This is a genomic window from Pseudomonas syringae pv. cilantro (assembly GCF_001293775.1).
Taxonomy (GTDB): Bacteria; Pseudomonadota; Gammaproteobacteria; order Pseudomonadales; family Pseudomonadaceae; genus Aquipseudomonas; species Aquipseudomonas syringae_P.
In genome coordinates this window covers 153,606-178,780 of the sequence record NZ_LGLN01000071.1, presented here as the reverse complement: position 1 = coordinate 178,780, position 25,175 = coordinate 153,606, and the positions used below count along the sequence as shown (strand labels likewise).

The 25,175-nt window shown below is 59.5% G+C and carries 23 protein-coding genes; 8 read left to right on the top strand and 15 right to left on the bottom strand.

Annotated features, from left to right (window positions below; all coding sequences use genetic code 11):
• Positions 1-49 precede the first annotated feature (49 nt).
• Positions 50-2,425, bottom strand: coding sequence for a phosphoenolpyruvate synthase (gene ppsA, locus ABJ99_RS19630; RefSeq protein WP_054087223.1), 2,376 nt, complete (start codon positions 2,423-2,425; stop codon positions 50-52).
• Between the two features lie 192 nt (positions 2,426-2,617).
• Here ppsA and ppsR point away from each other — a divergent pair, with 192 nt between their 5' ends.
• Complete coding sequence (ppsR, locus tag ABJ99_RS19625) at positions 2,618-3,436, top strand: posphoenolpyruvate synthetase regulatory kinase/phosphorylase PpsR (protein WP_054087222.1); 819 nt, start codon at positions 2,618-2,620, stop codon at positions 3,434-3,436.
• Between the two features lie 5 nt (positions 3,437-3,441).
• Here the strand turns inward: ppsR and prpF are convergent, their stop codons facing one another.
• The 5 genes from prpF to ABJ99_RS19600 all read right to left on the bottom strand — a co-directional run bounded on the left by prpF (position 3,442) and on the right by ABJ99_RS19600 (position 10,368).
• On the bottom strand, positions 3,442-4,632 hold the full coding sequence (gene prpF, locus ABJ99_RS19620; RefSeq protein ID WP_054087221.1) for a 2-methylaconitate cis-trans isomerase PrpF: 1,191 nt from the start codon (positions 4,630-4,632) through the stop codon (positions 3,442-3,444).
• Positions 4,633-4,704: 72 nt separating this feature from the next.
• Positions 4,705-7,296 carry a Fe/S-dependent 2-methylisocitrate dehydratase AcnD gene (gene acnD / locus ABJ99_RS19615; RefSeq protein ID WP_054087220.1) on the bottom strand — a complete coding sequence of 864 codons (2,592 nt, stop codon included), beginning with the start codon at positions 7,294-7,296 and terminating at the stop codon, positions 4,705-4,707.
• Between the two features lie 67 nt (positions 7,297-7,363).
• A complete protein-coding gene (gene prpC, locus ABJ99_RS19610; protein WP_054087219.1) occupies positions 7,364-8,491 on the bottom strand; it encodes a bifunctional 2-methylcitrate synthase/citrate synthase in 1,128 nt (375 codons plus the stop codon).
• 267 nt (positions 8,492-8,758) lie between these two features.
• Positions 8,759-9,652 carry a methylisocitrate lyase gene (gene prpB / locus ABJ99_RS19605; RefSeq protein ID WP_054087218.1) on the bottom strand — a complete coding sequence of 298 codons (894 nt, stop codon included), beginning with the start codon at positions 9,650-9,652 and terminating at the stop codon, positions 8,759-8,761.
• Positions 9,649-10,368: a GntR family transcriptional regulator gene (locus ABJ99_RS19600; protein WP_054087217.1), complete on the bottom strand. Its 720-nt coding sequence runs from the start codon at positions 10,366-10,368 to the stop codon at positions 9,649-9,651. The genes prpB and ABJ99_RS19600 overlap by 4 nt, the downstream gene beginning before the upstream one ends.
• Positions 10,369-10,668: 300 nt before the next feature.
• Between ABJ99_RS19600 and rloA the strand changes: the two genes are divergently transcribed.
• The 4 genes from rloA to pabB are packed head-to-tail and all read left to right on the top strand — an operon-like array spanning position 10,669 to position 15,158.
• Entirely contained in the window at positions 10,669-11,205 is a 537-nt protein-coding gene (rloA, locus tag ABJ99_RS19595; RefSeq protein ID WP_054087216.1) for a retropepsin-like aspartic peptidase RloA, read from the top strand.
• A gap of 4 nt (positions 11,206-11,209) precedes the next feature.
• On the top strand, positions 11,210-12,748 hold the full coding sequence (gene rloB / locus ABJ99_RS19590) for an osmotic stress tolerance membrane protein RloB (RefSeq protein WP_054087215.1): 1,539 nt from the start codon (positions 11,210-11,212) through the stop codon (positions 12,746-12,748).
• On the top strand, positions 12,745-13,815 hold the full coding sequence (locus tag ABJ99_RS19585; RefSeq protein WP_054087214.1) for an alpha-L-glutamate ligase-like protein: 1,071 nt from the start codon (positions 12,745-12,747) through the stop codon (positions 13,813-13,815). The genes rloB and ABJ99_RS19585 overlap by 4 nt, the downstream gene beginning before the upstream one ends.
• Positions 13,815-15,158, top strand: a complete 1,344-nt coding sequence (pabB, locus tag ABJ99_RS19580; RefSeq protein WP_054087213.1) for an aminodeoxychorismate synthase component I — start codon at positions 13,815-13,817, stop codon at positions 15,156-15,158. Before ABJ99_RS19585 ends, pabB begins: the two co-directional genes overlap by 1 nt.
• A gap of 44 nt (positions 15,159-15,202) precedes the next feature.
• Here pabB and thrH read toward each other — a convergent pair whose 3' ends face one another.
• On the bottom strand, positions 15,203-15,820 hold the full coding sequence (thrH, locus tag ABJ99_RS19575; RefSeq protein WP_054087212.1) for a bifunctional phosphoserine phosphatase/homoserine phosphotransferase ThrH: 618 nt from the start codon (positions 15,818-15,820) through the stop codon (positions 15,203-15,205).
• Between the two features lie 140 nt (positions 15,821-15,960).
• Between thrH and ABJ99_RS19570 the strand changes: the two genes are divergently transcribed.
• The gene (locus ABJ99_RS19570) at positions 15,961-16,695 is read left to right on the top strand and encodes a phosphoadenylyl-sulfate reductase (protein ID WP_007249938.1); all 735 of its coding nucleotides are present in this window, start codon (positions 15,961-15,963) and stop codon (positions 16,693-16,695) included.
• Between the two features lie 137 nt (positions 16,696-16,832).
• Here ABJ99_RS19570 and cysB read toward each other — a convergent pair whose 3' ends face one another.
• The 4 genes from cysB to ABJ99_RS19550 form a co-directional block, all read right to left on the bottom strand.
• The gene (cysB, locus tag ABJ99_RS19565) at positions 16,833-17,807 is read right to left on the bottom strand and encodes an HTH-type transcriptional regulator CysB (RefSeq protein WP_054087211.1); all 975 of its coding nucleotides are present in this window, start codon (positions 17,805-17,807) and stop codon (positions 16,833-16,835) included.
• A 146-nt stretch (positions 17,808-17,953) separates the two neighbouring features.
• Positions 17,954-18,448 carry a universal stress protein gene (locus tag ABJ99_RS19560; RefSeq protein WP_054087210.1) on the bottom strand — a complete coding sequence of 165 codons (495 nt, stop codon included), beginning with the start codon at positions 18,446-18,448 and terminating at the stop codon, positions 17,954-17,956.
• A gap of 74 nt (positions 18,449-18,522) precedes the next feature.
• Positions 18,523-19,443, bottom strand: coding sequence for a 5'-nucleotidase (locus tag ABJ99_RS19555; protein ID WP_054087209.1), 921 nt, complete (start codon positions 19,441-19,443; stop codon positions 18,523-18,525).
• A gap of 19 nt (positions 19,444-19,462) precedes the next feature.
• Positions 19,463-20,419 (bottom strand): putative 2-dehydropantoate 2-reductase, encoded by a 957-nt coding sequence (locus ABJ99_RS19550; protein ID WP_054087208.1) that lies wholly within the window; start codon positions 20,417-20,419, stop codon positions 19,463-19,465.
• 227 nt (positions 20,420-20,646) lie between these two features.
• Between ABJ99_RS19550 and ABJ99_RS19545 the strand changes: the two genes are divergently transcribed.
• On the top strand, positions 20,647-21,723 hold the full coding sequence (locus ABJ99_RS19545) for a 3-deoxy-7-phosphoheptulonate synthase (RefSeq protein ID WP_054079410.1): 1,077 nt from the start codon (positions 20,647-20,649) through the stop codon (positions 21,721-21,723).
• Between the two features lie 80 nt (positions 21,724-21,803).
• Here ABJ99_RS19545 and ABJ99_RS19540 read toward each other — a convergent pair whose 3' ends face one another.
• On the bottom strand, positions 21,804-22,091 hold the full coding sequence (locus ABJ99_RS19540) for a GNAT family N-acetyltransferase (protein ID WP_007249944.1): 288 nt from the start codon (positions 22,089-22,091) through the stop codon (positions 21,804-21,806).
• 471 nt (positions 22,092-22,562) lie between these two features.
• On the opposite strand from ABJ99_RS19540, the gene oprI reads away from it, so the two are divergent.
• A complete protein-coding gene (gene oprI, locus ABJ99_RS19535) occupies positions 22,563-22,814 on the top strand; it encodes an outer membrane lipoprotei OprI (RefSeq protein ID WP_002553018.1) in 252 nt (83 codons plus the stop codon).
• A 344-nt stretch (positions 22,815-23,158) separates the two neighbouring features.
• Here oprI and ABJ99_RS19530 read toward each other — a convergent pair whose 3' ends face one another.
• The 3 genes from ABJ99_RS19530 to ABJ99_RS19520 all read right to left on the bottom strand — a co-directional run bounded on the left by ABJ99_RS19530 (position 23,159) and on the right by ABJ99_RS19520 (position 25,174).
• Positions 23,159-24,124 (bottom strand): L,D-transpeptidase family protein, encoded by a 966-nt coding sequence (locus ABJ99_RS19530; RefSeq protein WP_054087207.1) that lies wholly within the window; start codon positions 24,122-24,124, stop codon positions 23,159-23,161.
• Positions 24,125-24,230: 106 nt separating this feature from the next.
• A complete protein-coding gene (locus ABJ99_RS19525) occupies positions 24,231-24,512 on the bottom strand; it encodes a hypothetical protein (protein ID WP_054087206.1) in 282 nt (93 codons plus the stop codon).
• A gap of 56 nt (positions 24,513-24,568) precedes the next feature.
• Positions 24,569-25,174, bottom strand: coding sequence for an arylesterase (locus ABJ99_RS19520; protein ID WP_054087205.1), 606 nt, complete (start codon positions 25,172-25,174; stop codon positions 24,569-24,571).
• Between the last annotated feature and the right edge of the window lies 1 nt (position 25,175).

Sequence of the window (25,175 nt, the reverse complement as noted above, 5' to 3'; positions counted from 1 at the left end):
TCAGGTGTTCTTTACGTCACATCAGGGCCCGCACGGGGGATGCGTCAGATCAGACCGGCGCCTGCGCCTCGGCCAGGAAGAACCAGGTTTCCAGAACCGAATCCGGGTTGAGCGACACGCTCTCGATCCCCTGATCCATCAGCCAGCGCGCCAGATCCGGGTGATCGGAAGGCCCCTGGCCGCAGATACCGATGTATTTGCCAGCCTTGTTGCACGCCTGAATGGCATTGGACAGCAACTTCTTGACCGCCGGGTTACGCTCGTCGAACAGGTGGGCAATGACGCCGGAGTCGCGGTCCAGACCGAGCGTCAGTTGGGTCAGGTCGTTGGAGCCGATGGAGAAACCGTCGAAGTACTCAAGGAACTCTTCCGCCAGAATCGCGTTGGACGGCAATTCACACATCATGATGATGCGCAGGCCATTCTCGCCGCGTTTCAGGCCGTTGGCCGCCAGCAGGTCGATAACCTGACTCGCTTCACCCAGTGTGCGCACGAACGGCACCATGATCTCGACGTTGGTCAGGCCCATTTCTTCGCGCACACGCTTGAGCGCACGGCATTCCAGTTCGAAGCAGTCGCGGAAGTTTTCGCTGATGTAACGCGAAGCCCCGCGGAAGCCCAGCATCGGGTTTTCTTCTTCAGGCTCGTACAGCTTGCCGCCGATCAGGTTGGCGTATTCGTTGGACTTGAAGTCAGACAGGCGCACGATGACCTTTTTCGGCGTGAACGCGGCGGCCAGGGTGCTGATGCCCTCGACCAGCTTCTCGACATAGAAGCCGACCGGATCGTCGTAACCGGCAATGCGCTTGTCAACGCTGTCCTTGATTTCCGGCGGCAGCAGCGAGTAGTTGAGCAGCGCCTTGGGGTGCACGCCGATCATGCGGTTGATGATGAATTCCAGACGCGCCAGGCCGACTCCGGCATTGGGCAACTGGGCGAAATCGAAGGCCCGGTCCGGGTTGCCGACGTTCATCATGATCTTGAACGGCAGGTCGGGCATGGCATCGACCGAGTTGGTCTTGATGTCGAAACCCAGCTCGCCTTCAAAAATGTAACCGGTGTCGCCTTCGGCACAGGAGACGGTCACGCCCTGCCCGTCCTGCAAGGTGTGCGTGGCGTTGCCGCAGCCCACCACTGCCGGGATGCCCAGCTCGCGGGCAATGATCGCCGCGTGGCAAGTCCGCCCGCCGCGATTGGTGACGATTGCGCTGGCACGCTTCATGACCGGCTCCCAGTCCGGGTCGGTCATGTCGGATACCAGTACGTCGCCAGGCTGGACCTTGTCCATTTCGGACACGTCCTTGATGATCCGCACTTTACCGGCACCGATGCGCTGACCGATGGCACGACCTTCGACCAGCACTTTGCCGGTCTCTTTGAGCAGGTAACGTTCCATGACGTTGGCCGAAGCGCGACTCTTCACGGTTTCCGGACGCGCCTGCACGATGTACAGCTTGCCGTCGTCACCGTCTTTGGCCCACTCGATGTCCATCGGGCACTTGTAGTGCTTCTCGATGATCATCGCCTGCTTCGCCAGCTCGGACACTTCGGCGTCGGTCAGGCAGAAACGCGCACGATCAGCAGGCTCTACGTCGATCACCTTGACCGACTTGCCAGCCTTGGCCTCTTCGCCGTAGATCATCTTGATCGCCTTGCTGCCCAGGTTGCGACGCAGAATCGCCGGACGGCCAGCGGCCAGGGTGTCCTTGTGCACGTAGAACTCGTCCGGGTTGACTGCGCCCTGCACGACGGTCTCGCCCAGGCCGTAGGCACCGGTGATGAACACCACATCACGGAAGCCGGATTCGGTATCCAGGGTAAACATCACCCCCGCCGTACCGGTTTCGGAACGCACCATGCGCTGCACGCCAGCCGACAGCGCCACCAGCTTGTGGTCGAAGCCCTGATGCACACGGTAGGAAATCGCCCGGTCGTTGAACAACGAGGCAAACACTTCCTTGGCGGCGCGAATCACGTTCTCGACACCGCGAATGTTCAGAAAGGTTTCCTGCTGACCGGCAAACGAGGCATCCGGCAGGTCTTCGGCGGTGGCGGACGAACGCACGGCCACGGCGAGGTTCGGGTTGCCTGCCGACAATTCGGCAAATGCGGTGCGAATCTCGGCGTTGAGCTTTTCGGGGAACTCGGCTTCCATGATCCACTGACGGATCTGCGCACCGGTGCGGGCCAGCGCATTGACGTCATCGACATCAAGGGCGTCCAGTGCCGCGTGGATCTGATCGTTCAGGCCGCTGAGTTCGAGAAAATCACGATAAGCCTGGGCCGTAGTCGCGAAGCCACCCGGCACTGAAACACCAGCGCCTGCGAGGTTGCTGATCATCTCGCCGAGGGACGAGTTTTTGCCCCCCACATGCTCCACATCATGGACGCCGAGCTTATCGAGGGAAACTACGTACTCTACCAAGGTGATCTCTCCACTAACTGTGTTTGTTGTTGGGAAAAGCTCATTCGCCCGGGCGCGTGTAGAGTGGCCTCGGGCGTGTGGGGTCGGGCAAAAGCCTGAACCTTGAAAAAAGCTGTACCTGCTGGCCCTCAGGGTCGACAAGCACGCCTATGATATCCAGAAATCGTCAACGGCTTAAGATCAGGGACACAAATGAAACGATCTGCTTTCTTCATCTCCGATGGCACCGGCATTACCGCCGAAACCCTGGGGCAAAGCCTGTTGGCACAATTTGAAAACATTACCTTCAACAAGTTCACCAGGCCCTATATCGACAGCGTCGAGAAAGCGCGGGCGATGGTACAACAAATCAATAATGCCGCCGACAAGGACGATGTCCGCCCGATCATCTTCGATACCATCGTCAATCAGGACATCCGCGAGATTCTGGCGACGTCCAACGGCTTCATGATCGACATCTTCTCGACCTTCCTCGCGCCGCTGGAGCAGGAGCTTAGTTCACACTCCTCGTATTCGGTGGGCAAATCGCATTCCATCGGGCACAACTCCAACTACATGGAGCGCATCGAGGCGGTCAATTTCGCGCTGGACAACGACGACGGTGCACGCACCCACTATTACGACAAGGCCGATATCATCCTGGTCGGCGTATCGCGTTGCGGCAAAACCCCGACCTGCCTGTACATGGCCATGCAATTCGGCATTCGTGCGGCCAACTATCCGCTGACCGAAGACGACATGGAGCGCCTGCAATTGCCTGCTGCGCTCAAGCAGCATCGTGAAAAGCTGTTCGGCCTGACCATCGACCCGGACCGCCTGACCGCCATTCGTCACGAGCGCAAGCCCAACAGCCGCTATTCCAGCTACGCCCAGTGCGAATTCGAGGTGCGCGAAGTGGAAAGCCTGTTCCGCCGCGAAAACATCCCCAACATCAACTCCACGCATTTTTCTGTGGAAGAGATCTCCGCCAAGGTGCTGGTCGAAAAAGGTGTGGAGCGGCGCTTCAAATAAAGGCTTCAGTCGCCCTGCTGCGGCACCCGCACCCAGCCTTCCATCAAGACTCTGGCGCTGCGACTCATCAGGGCTTTGGTGACTTTCCAGCCATCCTCGTCCTGAAGGGCTTGCGCCCCGACCCGCAACGTGCCGGACGGGTGACCAAAGCGCACCGCGCTGCGCGCCTGGCCACCGGCGGCCAGACTGACCAGCGTGCCGGGAATGGCGGCGGCCGTGCCAATTGCCACGGCAGCGGTGCCCATCATCGCGTGATGCAGTTTGCCCATCGATACGGCGCGCACCAGCAGGTCGATATCCTGCGCGGCGACAGGCTTGCCACTGGAGGAAACGTAATCGGCAGGCGCGGCGACAAAGGCGACCTTGGGCGTGTGCTGGCGCGTGGCGGCTTCATCAATGCTGCCGATCAGCCCCATGCGCACCGCACCGTAGGCGCGAATGGTCTCCAGCCGGGCAAGGGCGAGCGGATCGGCGTTGATATCACCCTGCAACTCGGTGCCGGTGTAGCCAATATCAGCGGCGTTGATGAAAATGGTCGGAATGCCAGCGTTGATCAGGGTGGCTTTCAACGTGCCGAGACCGGGCACGTGCAGGTCATCCACCAGGTTGCCGGTGGGAAACATCGAGCCACCGGCGCCCTCTTCATCCGCCGCAGGGTCAAGAAACTCGAGTTGCACCTCCGCTGCCGGGAAGGTCACGCCATCCAGCTCGAAATCGCCGGTTTCCTGCACCTCGTCGTTGCTGATTGGCACATGGGCGATGATGGTCTTGCCGATGTTGGCCTGCCAGATACGCACGATGGCGATGCCGTTCTGCGGCACACGGCTGGCGTCGATCAGCGCACTGGTGATGGCGAACGAGCCCACGGCCGCCGACAGATTGCCGCAATTGCCGCTCCAGTCGATGAACGGCTTGTCGATGGACACCTGACCGAACAGGTAATCGACATCGTGATCGGGCTTGCTGCTACGCGACACGATCACCGTCTTGCTGGTGCTCGACGTCGCCCCGCCCATGCCGTCGATCTGCTTTTCGTAGGGGTCGGGGCTGCCGATGATTCGCAAGAGCAGCGCATCCCTTGCCGGGCCGGGCGTTTGCGCGGCTGGCGGCAGGTCAGTCAGCCTGAAGAAAACACCCTTGCTGGTGCCCCCGCGCATGTAGGTGGCGGGGATTCGGATCTGTGGTGAGTGAGCCATGAGTTCGTTGTCCTGTTCAAAGCTTTGTGGGACCGAGGCGGCGATCGCTTCCGCGAGACTTATATATGACGATCAAGCCACGGTCGTAGCCTCCAGAAAATCCTGGGCAAAGCGCTGCAACACGCCGCCAGCCTCATAAATAGAGAGTTCTTCAGCGGTATCCAGACGGCAGGTCACCGGCACTTCAATCCGTTCGCCATTCTTGCGCCGGATCACCAGCGTCAACATGGAGCGCGGGGTGCGCTGGCCGATCACGTCGAAGGTCTCGCTGCCATCAATCCCCAGGGTCAGGCGACTGGTGCCCGGCTTGAATTCCAGTGGCAATACGCCCATGCCGACCAGATTGGTCCGGTGAATGCGCTCGAAACCTTCTGCTGCAATCGCTTCGACACCCGCCAGCCTGACGCCTTTGGCCGCCCAGTCGCGGGACGAGCCCTGACCGTAGTCAGCACCGGCAATGATAATCAACGGCTGCTTGCGCGCCATGTAGGTTTCGATGGCTTCCCACATGCGGGTGACCTGACCGTCCGGTTCCAGGCGGGTCAGCGAACCTTTTTTCACCTTGCCATCGACTACCGCCATTTCGTTGACCAGCTGCGGGTTGGCAAACGTCGCGCGCTGGGCGGTCAGGTGATCGCCGCGGTGGGTGGCGTAGGAATTGAAATCCTCCTCCGGCAGGCCCATTTTCGCCAGGTATTCACCCGCCGCGCTGTCGAGCATGATGGCGTTGGACGGCGACAAATGATCGGTGGTGATGTTGTCCGGCAGCACCGCCAGCGGGCGCATACCCTTGAGCGTGCGCTCGCCGGCCAGCGCGCCTTCCCAGTACGGCGGGCGACGAATGTAGGTACTCATCGGGCGCCAGTCATACAGCGGCTCGACCTTCGGCCCGGTATGTTCGTCGATGGCAAACATCGGAATGTACACCTGACGAAATTGCTCAGGCTTGACCGACGCCTGCACCACAGCGTCGATTTCTTCGTCGCTGGGCCAGATGTCCTTGAGGCGGATTTCCTTGCCGTCGGCGACGCCCAGCACATCGTTCTCGATATCGAAACGAATGGTCCCGGCAATCGCGTAAGCCACCACCAATGGCGGAGAGGCCAGAAACGCCTGTTTGGCGTAAGGATGAATGCGCCCGTCGAAGTTGCGGTTGCCGGACAGCACTGCCGTGGCGTAAAGGTCACGGTCGATGATTTCCTGCTGGATCTGCGGATCCAGCGCGCCAGACATCCCATTGCAAGTGGTACAGGCAAACGCCACCACGCCGAAACCCAGCTGCTCCAGCTCGGACGTCAGCCCCGCAGCATCCAGATACAACGCCACGGTTTTCGAGCCGGGTGCTAGCGAGGATTTCACCCAGGGTTTGCGGTTCAGCCCCAGGCGGTTGGCATTACGCGCCAGCAGACCTGCCGATATCACGTTGCGTGGGTTGCTGGTGTTGGTGCAACTGGTGATCGCCGCGATGATCACTGCGCCATCCGGCATCTGCCCCGGCACCTCGTCCCACTGCCCGGCAATGCCTTTGGCGGCCAGATCGGCAGTCGCCACCCGCGCATGCGGGTTGGACGGCCCGGCCATGTTACGCACCACGCTGGACAGGTCAAAGCTCAGCACGCGCTCGTAATGCACCTCACTTAGGCTCTCCGACCACAAACCCGTATGCCGGGCGTACAGCTCGACCAGCTTGACCTGCTCGTCTTCGCGGCCGGTCAGGCGCAAATAATCGATGGTTTGCGAGTCAATGGAGAACATCGCTGCGGTCGCGCCGTATTCCGGTGCCATGTTGGAAATGGTCGCCCGGTCGCCGAGGGTCAGGCTCGACGCCCCCGCACCGTAGAATTCCAGATACGCGCCGACGACTTTCTGCTGGCGCAGGTATTCAGTCAGGGCCAGCACCACATCGGTTGCGGTCATACCCGGCTGGCGGCGGCCGGTCAGCTCGACGCCGATGATGTCCGGCAAACGCATCCACGACGCCCGTCCGAGCATCACGTTTTCAGCCTCAAGACCGCCGACACCAATGGCGATCACGCCCAGCGCGTCCACATGCGGGGTGTGGCTGTCGGTGCCGACCAATGTGTCCGGGAATGCCACGCCATCGAGCACCTGCACCACCGGCGACATTTTCTCCAGATTGATCTGGTGCATGATGCCATTGCCGGGCGGGATCACTTCGACGTTCTTGAACGCGCGTTTGGTCCAGTCAATGAAGTGAAAACGGTCCTCGTTGCGGCGATCTTCAATGGCCCGGTTCTTGGCCAGTGCCTGCGGATCGTTGCCGTCAGCCTCGACAGCCAGCGAATGATCGACAATCAGTTGCACCGGCACCACCGGGTTGACCAGCGCCGGATCGCCGCCCTGCGAGGCAATCGCGTCGCGCAGCCCGGCGAGATCCACCAGCGCAGTCTGGCCGAGAATGTCGTGGCACACGACCCGCGCCGGAAACCACGGAAAGTCCAGGTCGCGCTTGCGCTCGATGAGTTGTGTCAGCGACGCCGTCAGGGTTGCCGGATCGCAACGGCGCACGAGGTTTTCGGCCAGCACCCGCGAGGTGTACGGCAGCGTGGCATAGGCGCCGGACCTGATCGCCTCGACAGCCGCACGGGCGTCGAAATAATCCAGTCGGGTACCGGGAAGCGGTTTGCGGAATTCACTGTTCATTGCGGGACTCGATCACGGAGTGTTCGGAATACGGACGGGGAGCTCGTCAGCGGCTCCCCTGCCCCTTTCAGCGCTGTTCGATGGGCACGAAGCAGCGCTGTTCGACGCCGATGTATTCGGCGCTCGGGCGAATGATGCGGTTATTGGCGCGCTGCTCGAAAACGTGCGCGGCCCAGCCGGTCAGGCGCGAGCAGACAAAAATCGGCGTGAACAGCTTGGTCGGGATGCCCATGAAGTGATACGCCGAGGCGTGGTAGAAATCGGCGTTGGGAAACAGCTTTTTCTGATCCCACATCACCTTGTCGATGGCTTCCGAGACCGGGAACAACACGGTATCGCCGACTTCATCGGCAAGTTTTTTCGACCAGCCCTTGATGACCTCATTGCGCGGGTCGGACTCTTTATAGATGGCGTGACCGAAGCCCATGATCTTTTCCTTGCGCTCCAGCATGCCCAGCGTGCCTTGGGTCGCCTCGTCTGCCGAGGCAAAACGCTGGATCATTTCCATAGCGGCCTCGTTGGCGCCGCCGTGCAACGGGCCGCGCAGGGTGCCGATGGCTGCCGTGACGCAAGAGAACAGGTCCGACAGGGTCGATGCGCACACCCGGGCTGTGAAGGTCGACGCGTTGAATTCGTGCTCGGCGTACAGGATCAGCGACACATCCATGACCTTGCGATGCAATTCGCTGGGGGACTTGTCCAGCAGCAGGTGCAGAAAATGCCCGCCGATGGAGTCTTCGCTGGTAGTGCAGTCGATGCGCTTGCCGTCGTGGCTGAAGCGATACCAGTAACACATGATCGCGGGGAAGGCGGCGAGCAAGCGGTCAGTGGCGTCGCGCTGCTGATCAAAGCTCAGTTCAGGCTCCAGCGTGCCGAGCATCGACGCGCCGGTGCGCATGACGTCCATCGGGTGAGTGTCGGCGGGAATGCGTTCCAGCACTTCTTTCAAGGCCTGCGGCAGATCACGCAGGCTTTTGAGCCTGTCCATGTAGGCGGACAACTGGCTTTGCGTTGGTAGTTCGCCGTACAGCAACAGGTAGGCGACTTCCTCGAAGCGGGCCTCGGCGGCCAGTTCGCGCACGTCATAACCGCGATACGTCAGCCCGGCACCGGCCATGCCCACCGTCGACAGCGCCGTCTGCCCGGCCACTTGCCCGCGAAGCCCGGCACCACTCAATATTTTTGCTTCAGCCATGGTGTTCTCCCATTTTGTTTTTTGATGTTGGCCTGAGTCTGGCTATCGTGCCAACGCCGGAGCGCTCATCGTTGTACACAAGCCCTGACAAGCCCAAAAAGCGGGGCTAAAACCGCCGCATATGGCGAAATACAGATCCTGTGGGAGTGAGCTTGCTCACGAAGACGTTAGTCCAGACACCCTGTTTCTGTGGGCTGTAGGGCCTCTTCGCGGACAAGCGAAGCGTCGCCCGGTCCGCTCCCACACGTCCACCGTTTTCTGTGCCCATCAGCCCTTCTTCTGCGCAAACAACGCGTCCAGTTTCTGCTCGAAGGTGTGGTAATCGATGGCGTCGTATAGCTCCATGCGAGTCTGCATGGTGTCGATCACGTTTTTCTGGCTGCCGTCGCGACGGATCGCGCCGTAGACGTTTTCCGCGGCCTTGTTCATGGCCCGGAAAGCAGAAAGAGGATAGAGCACCAGCGACACATCGGCCTCGCGCAGCTCATCCACAGTAAACAGCGGCGTGGCGCCAAATTCAGTGATATTGGCCAGAATAGGAACGCCCGCGCGGTTGGCGAACTGCTTGTACATCGCCAGTTCGGTGATCGCTTCCGGAAAAACCATGTCGGCGCCCGCTTCGATACACGCCGCAGCGCGCTCCAGCGCCGATTCCAGGCCTTCGACCGCCAGCGCATCGGTGCGCGCCATGATCACGAAGCTGTCATCGGTTCGCGCATCGACTGCCGCTTTGATGCGGTCGACCATTTCCTGCTGCGAAACGATTTCCTTGTTCGGGCGATGACCGCAGCGCTTGGCACCGACCTGATCTTCAATATGAATCGCCGCAGCGCCCGCTTTGATCATCGAGCGCACGGTACGCGCCACGTTAAAGGCCAACGAACCGAAACCGGTATCGACATCTACCAGCAGCGGCAAATCACACACGTCGGTGATGCGCCGAACATCGATCAGCACATCTTCCAGCCCGGTGATCCCCAGATCCGGAATCCCCAGCGAACCCGCCGCCACCCCGCCACCCGAGAGGTAAATAGCCTTGAACCCGGCGCGTTTGGCGAGCAGCGCGTGATTGGCATTGATCGCGCCAACCACCTGCAATGGCTGTTCGCGGGCGGCGGCATCACGGAAACGCTGGCCGGGAGTAGTGTTGTTGGAACTCATTGTTGACCTCGGTCGGAAGTTGCCTGGGAAGCCGCCTGATAATGGCGCTCGATGTTGCGTCTGGATGCGCCGATGTGGCGGCGCATCAACAATTCGGCCAGTTCGCCGTCGCGCTCGGCAATGGCGTCGAGAATCCGGTGGTGTTCGGCAAAGGCCTGACGCGGCCGGTTGGGCGTGGTGGAAAACTGAATGCGGTACATGCGCACCAATTGATAAAGCTCGCCGCAGAGCATCTGACTCAAGGTGCGATTTCCGCTGCCCTGAATGATCCGGTAATGAAAGTCGAAATCGCCTTCTTGCTGGTAATAGCCGATGCCCGCCTGAAAAGCCGCGTCGCGCTCATGGGTATCTAGCACACTGCGCAGCTCATCTATTTCAGCCTGGGTCATACGCTCGGCGGCCAGGCGACAGGCCATGCCTTCCAGCGATTCGCGAATTTCGTAAAGCTCGATCAGTTCGGCATGGCTGAGCGCGACCACACGTGCGCCGACGTGCGGCACGCGCACCACCAGCCGCTGACCTTCAAGCCGATGGATCGCTTCGCGTAACGGACCGCGACTGATGCCGTAAGTGCGCGCCAGCTCGGGCTCGGAAATCTTGCTGCCCGGGGCGATTTCACCTTTGACAATCGCCGACTGAATACGTCGGAAAACGTTCTCGGACAGGGTTTCCGAATCGTCTGTGCTTGTCGTTGCGTTCTCGACTGCCTTTAGCATTGTCGACACTCTTTAACTGCATAGACGCAAATCTAGTCATAAACAGCGATTCAGTCAAAGAAAAACCCATGATTGTCGACAATCATCCGATAACGGTTGACCCATTGTTCTGAATCAATCTGAACCGAGACGCCGGCAGATCACTGGCACCCAGAGGGCTTCATGCTAGACTGCGCGACGCGTCCGCACAGTGCGATCCGTGTGGGAGCCCGCGTTTGCGAGCTGCCTGCCTCACGCTTATCAGGCCCGTCCCGTTCGCGCCCTGACTCCCAAGGTTTTTTGCTCATCGCGCCAGGATTTATGAGACTGACTACCCTTACCGCATGCTTCTGCCTGCTGTTTCTGCCCGCCGTGACCCTCGCTGCCAGCAAAACGGTGTATGGCCTCAATGAATACGCCAGGCTTATCGACATCGACGTAGAAGTCCCGGCAAAGCTCGACACCGGCGCCAAGACCGCATCGCTGAGCGCCCGCGACATCAAGCCTTTCAAACGCAACGGCGAGCGCTGGGTGCGCTTCTATCTGGCCATCGACAGCAAACATATTCACCCTATCGAACGACCGCTCGCCCGGGTCAGCAAAATCAAACGACGCGCCGACGATCTCGACCCGGACGATAAAAACACGCACTCGTCACGTCCGGTGATCAGCCTGGCTGTCTGCATGGGTGAAGTTTTACGCACCATAGAAGTGAACTTGACTGACCGAAGTGCATTCCAATACCCGCTTTTGATCGGCTCAGAAGCCTTGAAACGCTTTGATGCGCTGGTCGATCCCAGTCTTAAATACGCGGCAGGGAAGCCCGGCTGCGCTTCCGTCGCTCTAAACGCAGAGTAAATTCATGCGCTCTCTTACACTCCATCTGAAGATCCTGATCACTGCTCTGGTGACGCTGGGCATCGCGATCACGGCCTATCAGATACTGGCGCTCGGCATTCCGGTGACCGAAGACGAAACCGACGACCTGTGGAATATCGACGCCAAGGTCGAATTCGTCGCCAGCCCCAAGGACTCGGTGAAAATCCAGATGTTCGTGCCGCCGCTGGCCCACGATTACATCAGCCTGAACGAAAGCTTCATCTCGAATAATTACGGGGTCAGCGTCAATCGCGCAGACGGCAACCGTCGCGTCACCTGGTCGACCCGCCGCGCCAAAGGCAACCAGACACTTTATTACCGGCTAGTGCTGACCAAACGCTACAGCGGCGAAAAACCCAAGGTCAAAGGCCCGATCTTCCGCGACAGCCTGCCCGTCGGCGGGCCTGAGAAAATTGCGGCCGAAGCGCTGCTTGCGCCCATTCGTCAGCACTCGGCAGATGTCGAGACCTTCATCACCGAGGCAATCAAACGCGTCAACAACCTCAACGATGACAACGTCAAGCTGCTGATGGCGGGCGATACCTCGGCGGCGAAGAAAGCCCAGATCACCGAACTGCTGTTGTCGATCGCGCACGTGCCAATGGAAAAAGCCCACACCATTCGTTTGCAGGCCGAGCAGCCGCAGACCCCGGAACTCTGGCTGCGCAGCTTCAATGGCAAGGAATGGCTGTATTTCAACCCGGACACGGGTGAAGCGGGTCTGCCGGAGGATCGCCTGCTGTGGTGGACCGGCGATGAAAATCTGGTCACTGCCGAGGGCGGCAAGAAAGTGCAGGTCACGTTCAGCCTGAACAACAGTGAAATGAACGCCATGCGCCTGGCCAAACTCACCGATGCCAGTACCGACTCGGACTTCCTGGCTTATTCGCTGTACGGCTTGCCGCTGCAAACCCAGCAGACTTTCATGATCATGGTCATGATTCCGATTGGCGTACTGGTCATTCTGATCCTGCGCAACCTGATCGGCCTGCAGACACTGGGCACCTTTACCCCGGTGCTGATCGCCCTGGCATTCCGCGAGACGCAGTTGGGCTTTGGTATTGCGCTGTTCACCGTGATTACCGCGCTGGGGCTGTCGCTGCGGTCTTATCTGGAGCATCTGAAATTGCAGATGCTGCCGCGCCTTTCGGTGGTGCTGACCTTCGTCGTGGTGCTGATTGCCGCGATCAGCCTGTTCAGCCATAAGCTCGGGCTGGAGCGAGGCCTATCGGTGGCTCTGTTCCCGATGGTGATTCTGACCATGACCATCGAACGCCTGTCGATCACCTGGGAAGAGCGCGGTGGCAGCCACGCCATGAAAGTCGCCGTCGGCACGCTGTTCGCGGCGTCGCTGGCTCACCTGATCATGAGCGTGCCGGAACTGACCTACTTCGTCTTCACTTTCCCAGCCGTGTTGCTGGTGCTGGTCGGTTTCATGCTGGCGATGGGCAGATACCGTGGTTATCGCCTGACCGAGCTGATTCGCTTCAAGGCCTTCCTCAAAGAGGAAAAAGCCAAGTGATCGGCTGGTGGAAGACCTGGAAGGCGCTGGAAGCCCGCGGCATCATGGGCATCAACCGGCGCAACGCCGACTACGTGCTCAAGTACAACAAGCGCAGCCTGTACCCGATCGTCGATGACAAGATCATCACCAAGGAGCGGGCGATCGCGGCAGGCATTCACGTACCGGAGATGTATGGCGTCATCTCTACGGAAAAAGAAATCGACAGCCTTGACGAGATCATCGCTGGCCGTAGCGATTTTGTGATCAAGCCCGCTCAAGGCGCAGGCGGCGACGGCATTCTGGTCATTGCCGACCGCTTCGAGGAGCGTTTTCGCACGGTATCCGGCCGGATCATCAGCCACTCGGAAATCGAGCATCAGGTGTCAAGCATTCTGACCGGTCTGTATTCGCTGGGCGGCCATCGCGACCGCGCGCTGATCGAATACCGGGTCGTGCCAGACCCTATCTTCAAAAGCATCAGTTACGAAGGCGTGCCCGACATCCGCATCATCGTGCTGATGGGCTACCCGGTCATGGCCATGCTGCGCTTGCCGACCCGTCAGTCGGGCGGCAAGGCCAACCTGCATCAGGGCGCCATCGGCGTCGGGGTCGATCTGGCCACGGGGATTACCCTGCAAGGCACCTGGCTGAACAGCATCATCAGCAAGCATCCGGACACCGATCAGCAGGTGAATGGCGTGCAGTTGCCGAACTGGGATGGTTTCATGAAGCTCGCGGCCGAGTGTTACGAGCTGTGTGGCCTGGGTTATATCGGCGTGGACATGGTGCTGGACAAGGACAAAGGCCCGCTGATTCTGGAACTCAACGCCCGCCCCGGCCTGAATATCCAGATCGCCAATGATTATGGCCTGACCCTTCGTACTCAAGCCGTCGAAACACGACTGGAACAACTGGCCAGCGAGGGGCGCGTCGAGCCTGCCGAAGAAAGAGTCAGTTTCGTCCAGGAACTGTTCGGCCACATAGCCCAAAGCGTGAGTTCTGCCGACGCCCGACAAGCCTCCAGGACAGACTTGGCACCAAAATCACAATCCACGGCAACGCCCTCAAAACCTGAACGTCGATAATGCTCACCTGCTCGATACACCCCCTGCCCTACAGCGCCGACCCGGCCGTGTTCTTTTCGCGGATCTGTCAGGCGCCGGGCGCGGTTCTGCTCGACAGTGGCAGACCGGTTGCCGAGCGCGGACGGCATGATCTGCTCAGCGCCTGGCCCTTGCAGAGCTTGACTGCGGCTGAAGGCGAAAGCGGCACAGCCTGTCTTCAGCGCCTGCGCGACAGCCTGGCATCGCTAGGGCATGCTGACTTGCCTGCCGACTGTGCGCTGCCCTTTGCCGGCGGCCTGATCGGCTACCTGAGTTACGACTTTGGCCGACGTCTGGAGCCATTTCCTGACCGTGCCAGCGATGACCTGCATCTGCCTGAAGCGCGGCTGGGGCTCTATGCCTGGGCACTGATCAGTGATCATCAGGAAAAAACCAGCCAGCTGGTTTTCCACCCGGCGCTGGCCGACGCCGAACGCCTACGGCTGATCGACCTGTTCACGGCTGATCATGCGCAGCAACGCGCGTCTTTTTCGCTGAACCAGCCGTTTCAGGCCAGTATCAGCGAGGCTGACTATCGCCTGGCTTTCGAGCGGATTCAGGCTTACATACAGGCGGGCGATTGCTATCAGGTCAACTTCGCGCAACGTTTTCAGGCGCAGTGTGCTGGCGATCCATGGGCGGCCTATTGTGCGTTACGGGCAGCCTGCCCGACGCCGTTTGCCGGGTATCTGGCGCTGTCGGGAACCGATGCGATTCTGAGCCTGTCCCCGGAGCGCTTCGTGAAGGTCAGTTCAAGGCAGGTGGAAACCCGTCCCATCAAAGGCACCCGGCCGCGCAGCGCCGACAGCGCGCAGGACGCGGCATTCGCCGAAGCGCTGCTGGCCAGCGAGAAAGACCGCGCGGAAAACCTGATGATCGTCGACTTGCTGCGCAATGACCTGGGCCGCAGTTGCAGGATTGGCTCGGTGCGGGTGCCGGAACTGTTCAGCCTGGAAAGCTACCCCAATGTGCACCATCTGGTGAGCAGCGTGACCGGCGAACTCGCCTCGGGCAACGATGCGCTGGACCTGATCGCCGGCAGTTTTCCGGGCGGTTCGATTACCGGCGCGCCGAAGATCCGCGCCATGCAGATCATCGACGAGCTGGAACCGACCCGCCGCAGCCTGTACTGCGGGTCATTGGTGTACCTGGATGTGCGCGGCGAGATGGACAGCTCGATTGCCATCCGCAGTCTGCTGGTCAAGGACGGACAAATCTCCTGCTGGGGCGGCGGCGGCATCGTCGCCGACTCGGACTGCGAGGCTGAATACCAGGAAACCTTTACCAAAGTCCGGGTGCTGCTGGAGACGCTTGAGGCGCTTTGAACTGCGTCACTCGTTTGCAGCACTGTGCAACCGCAGCTCAGCGCCTAAAGTGCCAAATCCCGATTCGAGGCCTTGATGAACTCTTTTTTCAGATCTTCGAACGTATGCACCGCCGGGAACTGCGGGAACTCGCGAATCACGTTGTCAGGCGCGTGAAACAGGATGCCCGCGTCGGCTTCGCCCAGCATGGTGGTGTCGTTGTACGAGTCACCCGCCGCGATGATCCGATAGTAGAGGCTCTTGAAAGCCAGTACTGACTGACGCTTCGGGTCTTTCTGGCGCAATTGGTAACTGACCACGCGGTCGGTTTCATCGGTGATCAACCGATGGCACAGCAAGGTCGGAAACCCCAGTTGACGCATCAGCGGCTGGGAGAATTCATAAAACGTGTCCGACAGAATCACCACCTGGAAGCGCTCGCGCAACCAGTCGACAAACTCTGCAGCGCCGTCCAGCGGCTTGAGGGTGCTGATCACTTGCTGAATGTCCGACAGTTTCAGACCGTGCTCGTCGAGAATGCGCAAACGTTGCTTCATCAACACGTCGTAGTCGTGAACGTCACGGGTGGTGGCGCGCAGGGACTCGATACCGGTTTTTTCGGCGAAGGCGATCCAGATTTCCGGGACCAGCACACCTTCCAGGTCAAGACAGACAATTTCCACAGCGCGCTCCTCATGGGTACTCACCTTCAAACGATGCGGCACTCTAGCCTTTGGCAACGGCCACTGAACAGTGGATTTTGTTACCATTGCCGTCATTACGAGCGCTTAAGCGCCACCTCTGGATTCAAGGAAGCCGCCTGATGAGCCAACCTTTCGATGTCGCCGAACTGGCGACGACTTATGCAAACAAATCTGCGCAGGACATTCTGAAGCTGGCCTTCGAGCATTTCGGTGATGAGCTGTGGATCTCGTTCAGTGGCGCCGAAGACGTCGTGCTGGTCGACATGGCCTGGAAACTGAACAAGAACGTCAAGGTCTTCAGCCTCGACACGGGTCGTCTGCATCCCGAAACCTACCGTTTCATCGAGCAGGTGCGCGACCACTATAAGATCGAGATCGAAATCATCTCGCCGGACCAGAGCAAGCTGGAGCCTTTCGTCAAGCAAAAGGGGCTGTTCAGCTTCTATCGTGACGGTCATGGCGAGTGCTGCGGAATTCGCAAGATCGAACCGTTGCGTCGCAAACTGTCTGACGTCAAGGCCTGGGCCACCGGTCAGCGCCGCGACCAGAGCCCCGGCACCCGCAGCGCCGTCGCCGCACTGGAAATCGACACCGCGTTTTCGACCGCCGAACGCACGCTGTACAAGTTCAACCCGCTGGCGCAGATGAGCAGTGAAGAAATCTGGGGTTACATCCGGATGCTCGAACTGCCCTACAACAGCCTGCACGAGCGCGGATTCATCAGCATCGGCTGCGAACCCTGCACGCGCCCGGTCCTGCCAAACCAACACGAACGCGAAGGCCGCTGGTGGTGGGAAGAAGCCACACAGAAAGAATGCGGCCTGCACGCCGGCAACCTGATAGCGCGCGACTGAGGTCGCAAGCTGCAAGCTGCAAGCTGCAAGCTGCAAGCTGGAGTCTGCGGGCGTCTACTTGCAGCTTACAACTCGAAACTTAAAGCTGCCTCTCAAGCTTTTACTTGCAGCTTGTAGCTAAAAGCTTGCCGCTGCTCCTAATGCACCGGCAGTTCGACATTGGCAAACAGTTCTTCCATTTCCTGTTTGTTATGGCACTGGATCGCCTTGGCCATGACTTCGCGGGTCAGGTGCGGGGCGAATTTCTCGATGAAGTCGCACATGAAACCGCGCAGGAAGGTGCCGCGCCGGAAGGCGATCTTGGTTACGCTGGATTCGAACAGATCACTGGCGTCAAGCACCACCAGATCTCTGTCCGCTTCCTCGTCGACCGCCATTCTGGCAACGATTCCCACGCCCAGATTCAGCCTGACGTACGTCTTGATCACGTCGGCATCCGCTGCGGTAAACACGACCTTGGGCACCAGGCCGCGGTGGCTGAAGGCTTCGTCCAGTTTGGAGCGGCCGGTAAAACCGAACACGTACGTTACAATCGGGTATTCCGCCAGCAACTCCAGAGTCAATTTCGGCACTTTGGTCAGCGGGTGACCCTGCGGCACAACCACACAGCGGTTCCAGCGATAGCACGGCATCATCACCAGATCGCTGAACTGCTCGAGTGCTTCGGTGGCGATGGCGAAATCAACCGTGCCGTCAGCCGCCATTTCAGCGATCTGCATCGGCGAGCCCTGATGCATGTGCAGCGCCACATCCGGATACTGCTTGATGAAGTTGCTGATCACCGGCGGCAACGCATAACGGGCCTGGGTGTGCGTGGTAGCGATCGACAGCGTGCCCTTCTTCTCGTTGGAGAATTCCTGGGCAATCTGCTTGATGCTTTCGACCTTGCGCAGAATTTCACCAGCGGTCGTGATGATCCGTTCGCCAGCCGGTGTCACACGCGTCAGGTGCTTGCCGCTGCGGGCAAAGACTTCGACGCCCAGTTCGTCTTCAAGCAGACGGATCTGTTTGCTGATACCGGGTTGAGAGGTGTAAAGGCTCTGGGCCGTCGCGGAAACGTTGAGGTCGTGGTGCGCCACTTCCCAAATGTAGCGCAGTTGTTGAAGCTTCATATGTATCCCTCAAAGCAGATAAGCCCTATGGGCATCAGCGACGGTATATAACTGGATTAATGGTAGACGAATAATTCTAGAACTTTTTATCACCTTTGTGAGGTGATCGCACGCTCGAATTCAACAAAACACCAAATTGACCTTCCTTACCTTCGCCCTTTGTTCAGCATGATAGGCACCATGTAGATCGGCACCTCGGAAAGCTGCAAAACCCTGGCAGCTGTACGGCCAATCGCCCCCCCTTCCTCCACCCTGCGGCTGTGACTGCCAACCACCAGCAAGTCCACACCCAGTTTCTGCGCCTGTTCAAGAATCACGCTGGAGGGCTCCCCCTGAATAACACGCACCGTGCGGATGAGAGAAAGGTCCTGATGACCCTCCCCCAGCTCCTCACGAAAGCCATCAAGCATCCGTTGCTCTATTGCCTCCATGAAAGCACCCACGCCCTGGCTGTGCAGTTCAAGCAATGCATCCTTGCCCAGATAGCTCTGCAACACCGATTCGGCGAACAGCCCCATGGGCTCCACAACATGGATAACGTAAAGTCCGGCGTTGAAGGTCCGAGCCAGCGCCAGCGCATGCTGCGTCACGTAAGGCGCGTAAAGACCGAGGTCTGTGGCATATAACATCGATCGAACCATACAACCTCCAGGACAACCGGAATGGCGGAGACTGAATCAGCTTAGCAGTGCATTCACCGCTGCGATGGCGGCCTTCAGCGCTCGCCCGTGTCCAGCCTGACTTCGTTACTGATGCCGTGCGGAACATGCCCGGTCGCGACGACGTCACGAGCCTTTTCGCAATGGCCGGGCTGGTCATCGAAAAACACATCGGCAGCGAAGGCTTCCAGAAATGCCGACTTCTGCAAACCGCCCAGAAACAGCGACTCGTCCAGGCGGATGTCCCATTCGCGCAGCGTGCGAATCACCCGCTCATGGGCGGGTGCCGAGCGAGCCGTGACCAGCGCAGTACGGATCGGGCAACTGGCGTCGGGAAACTCGCGCTGTAACAGATTCAGGGCGGCAAGGAACGGCTTGAACGGTCCACCGCGCAGCGGTTCGCGGGCAGACTCGCGTTCGCTGGCCTGAAACGCCGCCAGCCCGCCCGCCTGGTAGACACGCTCCGATTCATCGGAAAACAGCACCGCGTCACCATCGAAGGCGATGCGCAATTCAGCGCTGGCCGCACGTCGCGCTCCGCCCGACAGAATGGTTGCGGCGGCAAATCCGGCATCCAGCGCGCTGCGCACGTCTTCCGCGTGTGTCGACAGGAACAGATGACAGCCAAAGGCCGCGAGATAGGGATACGGACTGCGCCCGCCCGCGAACGCAGCGCGGGTGATGTCCAGCCCGTAATGCTGAATCGAATTGAATACCCGCAGGCCGGTGTCGGCACTGTTGCGCGAGACCAGCACCACCTCGACCCGCGCCTGGCCGAGACTGGCGTTGAGGCTCAGCAGTTTTTCCACCAGCGGGAACGCATCGCCCTGTGCGAGCACTTCGTCCTCATGCTCGATCTGATACTTGCGATAGGCCTCGACGCCGTCAGCCATGTAAACCGCGTGGCTGTCGCGCAGATCGAACAGCGCCCGCGATGAAATAGCCAGCACCAGCTTGTGGTCGTTACTTTCCGCCATGAACCTTTCCTCTTTATATTCAGCGGCGACTGCGATCGATAAATCCCAGTGCCTGATACAACGTGCGCACCCGCGGCATGTCGCAACCCGCCGCAAGCGCTGCGGCCAGCGGCCGGGCGTAGATGGCTTGCAGCTCGAGCGGGCGGCGCTCGACCAGATCGTGGTACATGCTCGGTCTGTAGTCCGGCATGCTTTCGGTCACCGAAAACAGCTGTTCCGCGAAGCCTGCCGGCAATGCATGGCCACAGGCTTGGGCGCCTTGCACCACCTCATCCATCAAGGTCCTGACCAGTGCCCGGCTGTCAGGATCGGCCATCAGCTCGCGGGTACCCGTCTGCAACAACGCGGCCAGCCCGTTATAGGGCACGTTCCAGACCAGTTTGCGCCAGCGCGCCTGTTGCAGGTTTTCCATGGCATGTGCTTCGACGTCCGAGGCCCGGAACAACTCGGCACAGGCCTCGACAATGGCCAGACGTCCGGCGTCATCGGCCGCCGGACCGCTGTGATAACCCACGCTGACCGCGCCAAAGGCCTGATGCACCACTTTACCGGGAGCAACGCGGTGCACGCAGATGAAACACAAACCACCTAATATATGCAGACTGTCGGGCAGTACCGCACGCAACTCGTCTTCGACCGCCAGACCGTTCTGCAAAAGCAGCACTTTTGCATCTGGCGCGGCTGCTTGCTGGATGATCGGCCCCAATGCAGCATTGCCGGTGCTTTTGGTACCGACCAGCAACCAGTCGCAAGGCGGCATATCGACGGCTGAGGAATAGGCCTTGACGGGCTTGAGGTGCAGTTCGCCATGCACGGCGCTGCTGATCTGCAACCCGTCGCTTGCTACCGCTTCGAACTCGCTGCGCAACAGAAAATGCACGTCGAACCCGGCACGCGCCAGCATCAGGCCGTAAAAACCGCCGATGGCACCGGTACCGATGATGCCGATTCGCGGCTGCTCTGGATGAACACTCATAACGTCTCTCTCGGCTGTCTGTGTGTTTCAGGGTGCGACGTACACTATCCGTCGCAGCGCATCGCGTTGCAAATACCGATGCGCACAACGGCCGTCGACTCGTTTACTTATTGTCGAACAGCGCGATAACGCGCTAAGGTTCGGCTCCCCGCTGCGCTCAAACCTGCTGGGCCCCGCCGCACAGGGGACCGTTGGCGGCCAGTACCCGCGACCTGATGAGTAACACGATGGCTGATTTACCGATTAATGACCTCAACGTTGCGTCCAACGAGACACTGATCACGCCGGATCAGCTCAAGCGCGACATCCCGCTGACCGATGCTGCCCTGCGCACCGTCAGCCAGGGCCGCGAAGTGATTCGCAACATTCTTGATGGCAACGACCACCGCCTGTTCATCGTGATCGGCCCCTGCTCGATCCATGATCTCAAGGCTGCCAAAGAGTACGCCGAGCGCCTCAAAACGCTGGCGGCTGAAGTCTCCGACACCCTGTACCTGGTCATGCGCGTCTACTTCGAAAAGCCCCGCACCACGGTTGGCTGGAAGGGCCTGATCAACGATCCGTATCTGGACGACTCGTTCAAGATCCAGGACGGCCTGCACATCGGTCGCCAGTTGCTTCTGGACCTCGCGGAAATGGGCCTGCCCACCGCGACCGAAGCGCTGGACCCGATTTCGCCCCAGTACCTGCAAGACCTGATCAGCTGGTCGGCCATCGGCGCGCGCACCACCGAATCCCAGACCCACCGCGAAATGGCCTCCGGCCTGTCCTCGGCAGTCGGTTTCAAGAACGGCACCGATGGCGGCCTGACCGTTGCGATCAATGCCTTGCAGTCGGTCTCCAGCCCGCATCGTTTCCTGGGTATCAATCAGGAAGGCGGCGTATCGATCGTGACCACTAAAGGCAATGCCTATGGTCACGTGGTGTTGCGCGGCGGCAATGGCAAGCCCAACTACGACTCGGTCAGCGTTGCGCTCTGCGAACAGGCCCTGAACAAGGCAGGTATTCGCCCGAACATCATGGTCGATTGCAGCCACGCCAACTCCAACAAGGACCCGGCCCTGCAACCGCTGGTGATGGAAAACGTCGCCAACCAGATTCTGGAAGGTAACGAGTCGATCATCGGTTTGATGGTCGAGAGCCATTTGAACTGGGGTTGTCAGGCGATTCCGAAGGACCTGTCGGAGTTGCAGTACGGAGTGTCGATTACCGATGCCTGCATCGACTGGGAAAGCACGGAAAAAACCCTGCGCAGCATGCACGCCAAGCTCAAGGGTGTGCTGCCGGCGCGCAAGCGCAGGTAACGGCTTGATCGGGCATCGCGCAGTAACGAAAACGCCGGGCAACTGCCCGGCGTTTTCATGCTGCGGGTGTTATCGACCCATCAGAGTTTGGCAGCCTGTGACTGCAAGTCGTGAAGCTCCATGTAGCGTTCGACATAAGAGCAGGACGGAATGACGGAATAGCCCATGGTGTCGGCGTAATCCAGCGCTTCCTTGGTCAGGGCGGCGGCAATTCCGCGACCGCGCAAGGCGTCGGGCACGAAAGTTCGGTAAAAGTCCAGGGTCTGCTTGCCGAGATCCATGTACGTCAGGTAGGCACGATGGCCATCGATAATAATTTCGAAATGGTGGCCGGTTTCATCATGGTGGATGGACAACGCCTCGCTCATTGCGACTCCTAGCGGGTCTTGGAATTTGACCCCTACCTTACCGATCTTTTTCCGGCGAAGGAACATCTACGCCACCCGTATCTGTTTATCACCGGAAAGAGCATTGCCGATCTCGACAAACAGCACGTATGGATAGTAGGCACCAATACTGAATATGCTCAAGCGCAGTCAGGGTAAAAACCCATGAAATTGTCCATCGGCCGACCGACAGTCGGGCACGTCAAGTGCCTGTGCCTGCTGGGCGCGACAAGACCAGGAACCCCGGGTTCAGTCGGCGGCCCGATAAAAGTGGATAGTTTTCGTACAGAACTCACAAGAAGTAACGCAGAACACTTTTAAAGTCGGGATTTTTAGCAGCTTCTTGCGCTGGGTCCGTTTACTTACTACAAACAATGGGTACTATGTACGCCGGTCGTTTTCTCATTTTCGAGAGATGACTAATTTGAACAAAATTCCTTGAAGGTGAACACGATGAACAACGTTCTGAAATTCTCTGCTCTGGCTTTGGCCGCAGTTCTGGCTACCGGTTGCAGCAGCGTATCCAAAGAAACCGAAGCTCGTCTGACAGCTACCGAAGACGCAGCAGCTCGTTCGCAAGCTCGTGCCGACGAAGCCTATCGCAAGGCTGACGAAGCTCTGGCTGCTGCTCAAAAAGCTCAGCAAACTGCTGACGAAGCCAACGAGCGCGCTCTGCGCATGTTGGACAAAGCTAGCCGCAAGTAATAATCCCTCGGGGTTGTTGAAAGCCGATCCGGCAACGGGTCGGCTTTTTTTTATTCTTTTTTTGACGTGGCTGCTCGTTGAATAGGCTTATGCCCGGAGAACGTGTGGACCCGACGAAGCTTCGCTTGTCAGCGATCTGTCGGAGTTGGAGCGGACTTGTCCGCGATCTGTCGGGAACCGACAGTAAGGCCTGCTTACAAGGCGCATCAGACGAACCAGATTTCGTGACGCTCTGCGTCNTTGATTATCAACTATCGTGCGACGCTCTGCGTAGCATGCCGTTCTGGACGCTCTGCGTCCGACCGACTGCCAACACGCGCTGGCACGAAAGGCAATTGGCTGCTCTACTGAAAAATCACCGGTTCTTCCGCGCTCGCAGAAGCAACCCCCGGCACTGCGATCTCCACCGGCATGCCGTCTTCGGCCGCAACCACATCACGTACCACGTCCCAGTTCATGCGCAGGTTATTGGCCAGGTCGTCACGCTTGAGCAGCGCATTGATCACCGCAGTGTGCTTGTCGACCACCGACGGGTTGCCCAGGTCATCAACCGGCGTGTGCGCTTCAAGGTAGACCTTGCCGCCACTGATGCCGAATTTGTAGGGTTCGCTGATGATGCGCACGGTCGTACCGACCGGGGCCATGTCGGCCAGTTCCAGTACGTTATTGTTGTACATGCGGAAGCAGCCATGGCTGGTGCGCATGCCGATGCCGAATTTCTTGTTCGAGCCGTGGATCAGGTAGCCGGACATCCCCAAACCGAATTTGAACGGCCCCAGCGGGTTGTCCGGGCCGGCAGGTACCACGTCGGGCAGCGGATCGCCGTCAGCAGCATGCTCGGCCTTGATGGAAGCAGGTGGCGTCCAGGTCGGGTTTGGCGTCTTGGCGGTTACTTTGGTCACGCCAATGGGCGAGCCCCAGCCTTCACGACCGACACCCAGCGGATAGGTGTGCACCACATTCTGCCCTTTGGGGTAGTAATACATGCGGTATTCGGCCAGGTTGATGACGATACCTTCGCGCGGACCCGGCGGCAGGATGAAACGGGTCGGCAGCACAATGTCCTTGCCCGCGCCTGGCAACCAAGGGTCTACACCCGGGTTGGCGGCAATCATTTCCAGGTAGCCTAGATCGTATTTCGTGCCCAGATCGGCGAAGGTATCTTCATACCTGGCCTTGATCACCTGAACTTCACCGACGATGTCCTCACCGGGTGGCGGCAATGGAAACTCCAGTGCATGGACGGAGCTCGCCGCGCAGAGGGCAGCAAGTGACAGACAGCGGGTAACGGCTGGAATGCGCGACAACATCCGGAAAGATCCTTCGGGTAACGGCGATAGAGACAAGTCTGGAAGTGTACACCTGCGCTCGCGGGATCGGTGATATCTGCGGTGAGCCTGCAGCCGATCATGACCGCTAGAGTTCAGGCCAGATCGGATTCATCCCCCTGCGCTGCGCATCCATGATGGCTTTGCACAGCGGACACAGACGCTCATCGCGCATGACCTGCAGCTCGACCGCAGACATTTGCGGCTGGGCAGGCAGCAACGTGCCGCACAACGTCCGGTCGATGGAGCCGCCAAGCTCAAGCTGGCGCGCAATCAGATGCACCCGCACTTCCTGGCAGGCGAACAGATCCAGTTGTTCATGGGGTTCGAGCATTTGATAGGCATACAAGGACCAGGCGGGACGCGGCATGGGGGGCTCCAGATCGGGGGCGCCACATTAGCCGAAAGCCCCCGTACAGGAAAGCCTCAAAGCAGCGGTTTCAGGCTCGGCCAGACATTTTCCAGCAGCTTGCCCTGTGCTCCGGCCGCGGGATGCAGGCCATCAGCTTGCATCAGCTCGGGCACCCCGCCCACGCCTTCCAGAAAAAACGGCACGAAGGGGACCTTTTTCTCCTCGGCCAGGCGGCTGTAAACCTCTTTGAACGCGTTGGTGTAACGCGGCCCGTAGTTGGGCGGGATCTGCATACCCAGCAATAACACTTTTGCACCGGCTGCCCGAGAGCTGTCGATCATCGATGAAAGGTTTTGTTGCAATTGAGCAGGCTGCTGGCCGCGCAGCCCGTCGTTACCACCCAGTTCGAGAATAACCAGCTCGGGCTTATGCTCTGCAAGCAGCGCAGGCAAACGCGCCTGGCCTCCTGCGCTGGTGTCGCCGCTGATGGACGCGTTGACCACCTTGTCGTCGTATCCTTCCTTCGCCAGTCGTTGTTCCAGCAGGCTCACCCACCCCACGCGGGTATCCAGGCCGAAAGCCGCACTGATACTATCGCCAACGATCAACACCGTGCCCGCCATTGCGCCCTGTGACAGCAGCAACAACCCCAGGCCAGCACTTAAAAACCACGCACGCATC

Coding starts and splice junctions, on each gene's coding strand:
- ppsR (WP_054087222.1), top strand. CDS start 2,618: ATGAAACGATCTGCTTTCTTCATCTCCGATGGCACCGGCATTACCGCC.
- prpF (WP_054087221.1), bottom strand. CDS start 4,632: ATGGCTCACTCACCACAGATCCGAATCCCCGCCACCTACATGCGCGGG.
- acnD (WP_054087220.1), bottom strand. CDS start 7,296: ATGAACAGTGAATTCCGCAAACCGCTTCCCGGTACCCGACTGGATTAT.
- prpC (WP_054087219.1), bottom strand. CDS start 8,491: ATGGCTGAAGCAAAAATATTGAGTGGTGCCGGGCTTCGCGGGCAAGTG.
- prpB (WP_054087218.1), bottom strand. CDS start 9,652: ATGAGTTCCAACAACACTACTCCCGGCCAGCGTTTCCGTGATGCCGCC.
- ABJ99_RS19600 (WP_054087217.1), bottom strand. CDS start 10,368: ATGCTAAAGGCAGTCGAGAACGCAACGACAAGCACAGACGATTCGGAA.
- rloA (WP_054087216.1), top strand. CDS start 10,669: ATGAGACTGACTACCCTTACCGCATGCTTCTGCCTGCTGTTTCTGCCC.
- rloB (WP_054087215.1), top strand. CDS start 11,210: ATGCGCTCTCTTACACTCCATCTGAAGATCCTGATCACTGCTCTGGTG.
- pabB (WP_054087213.1), top strand. CDS start 13,815: ATGCTCACCTGCTCGATACACCCCCTGCCCTACAGCGCCGACCCGGCC.
- ABJ99_RS19570 (WP_007249938.1), top strand. CDS start 15,961: ATGAGCCAACCTTTCGATGTCGCCGAACTGGCGACGACTTATGCAAAC.
- cysB (WP_054087211.1), bottom strand. CDS start 17,807: ATGAAGCTTCAACAACTGCGCTACATTTGGGAAGTGGCGCACCACGAC.
- ABJ99_RS19560 (WP_054087210.1), bottom strand. CDS start 18,448: ATGGTTCGATCGATGTTATATGCCACAGACCTCGGTCTTTACGCGCCT.
- ABJ99_RS19555 (WP_054087209.1), bottom strand. CDS start 19,443: ATGGCGGAAAGTAACGACCACAAGCTGGTGCTGGCTATTTCATCGCGG.
- ABJ99_RS19550 (WP_054087208.1), bottom strand. CDS start 20,419: ATGAGTGTTCATCCAGAGCAGCCGCGAATCGGCATCATCGGTACCGGT.
- ABJ99_RS19545 (WP_054079410.1), top strand. CDS start 20,647: ATGGCTGATTTACCGATTAATGACCTCAACGTTGCGTCCAACGAGACA.
- ABJ99_RS19540 (WP_007249944.1), bottom strand. CDS start 22,091: ATGAGCGAGGCGTTGTCCATCCACCATGATGAAACCGGCCACCATTTC.
- oprI (WP_002553018.1), top strand. CDS start 22,563: ATGAACAACGTTCTGAAATTCTCTGCTCTGGCTTTGGCCGCAGTTCTG.
- ABJ99_RS19530 (WP_054087207.1), bottom strand. CDS start 24,124: ATGTTGTCGCGCATTCCAGCCGTTACCCGCTGTCTGTCACTTGCTGCC.
- ABJ99_RS19525 (WP_054087206.1), bottom strand. CDS start 24,512: ATGCCGCGTCCCGCCTGGTCCTTGTATGCCTATCAAATGCTCGAACCC.
- ABJ99_RS19520 (WP_054087205.1), bottom strand. CDS start 25,174: ATGCGTGCGTGGTTTTTAAGTGCTGGCCTGGGGTTGTTGCTGCTGTCA.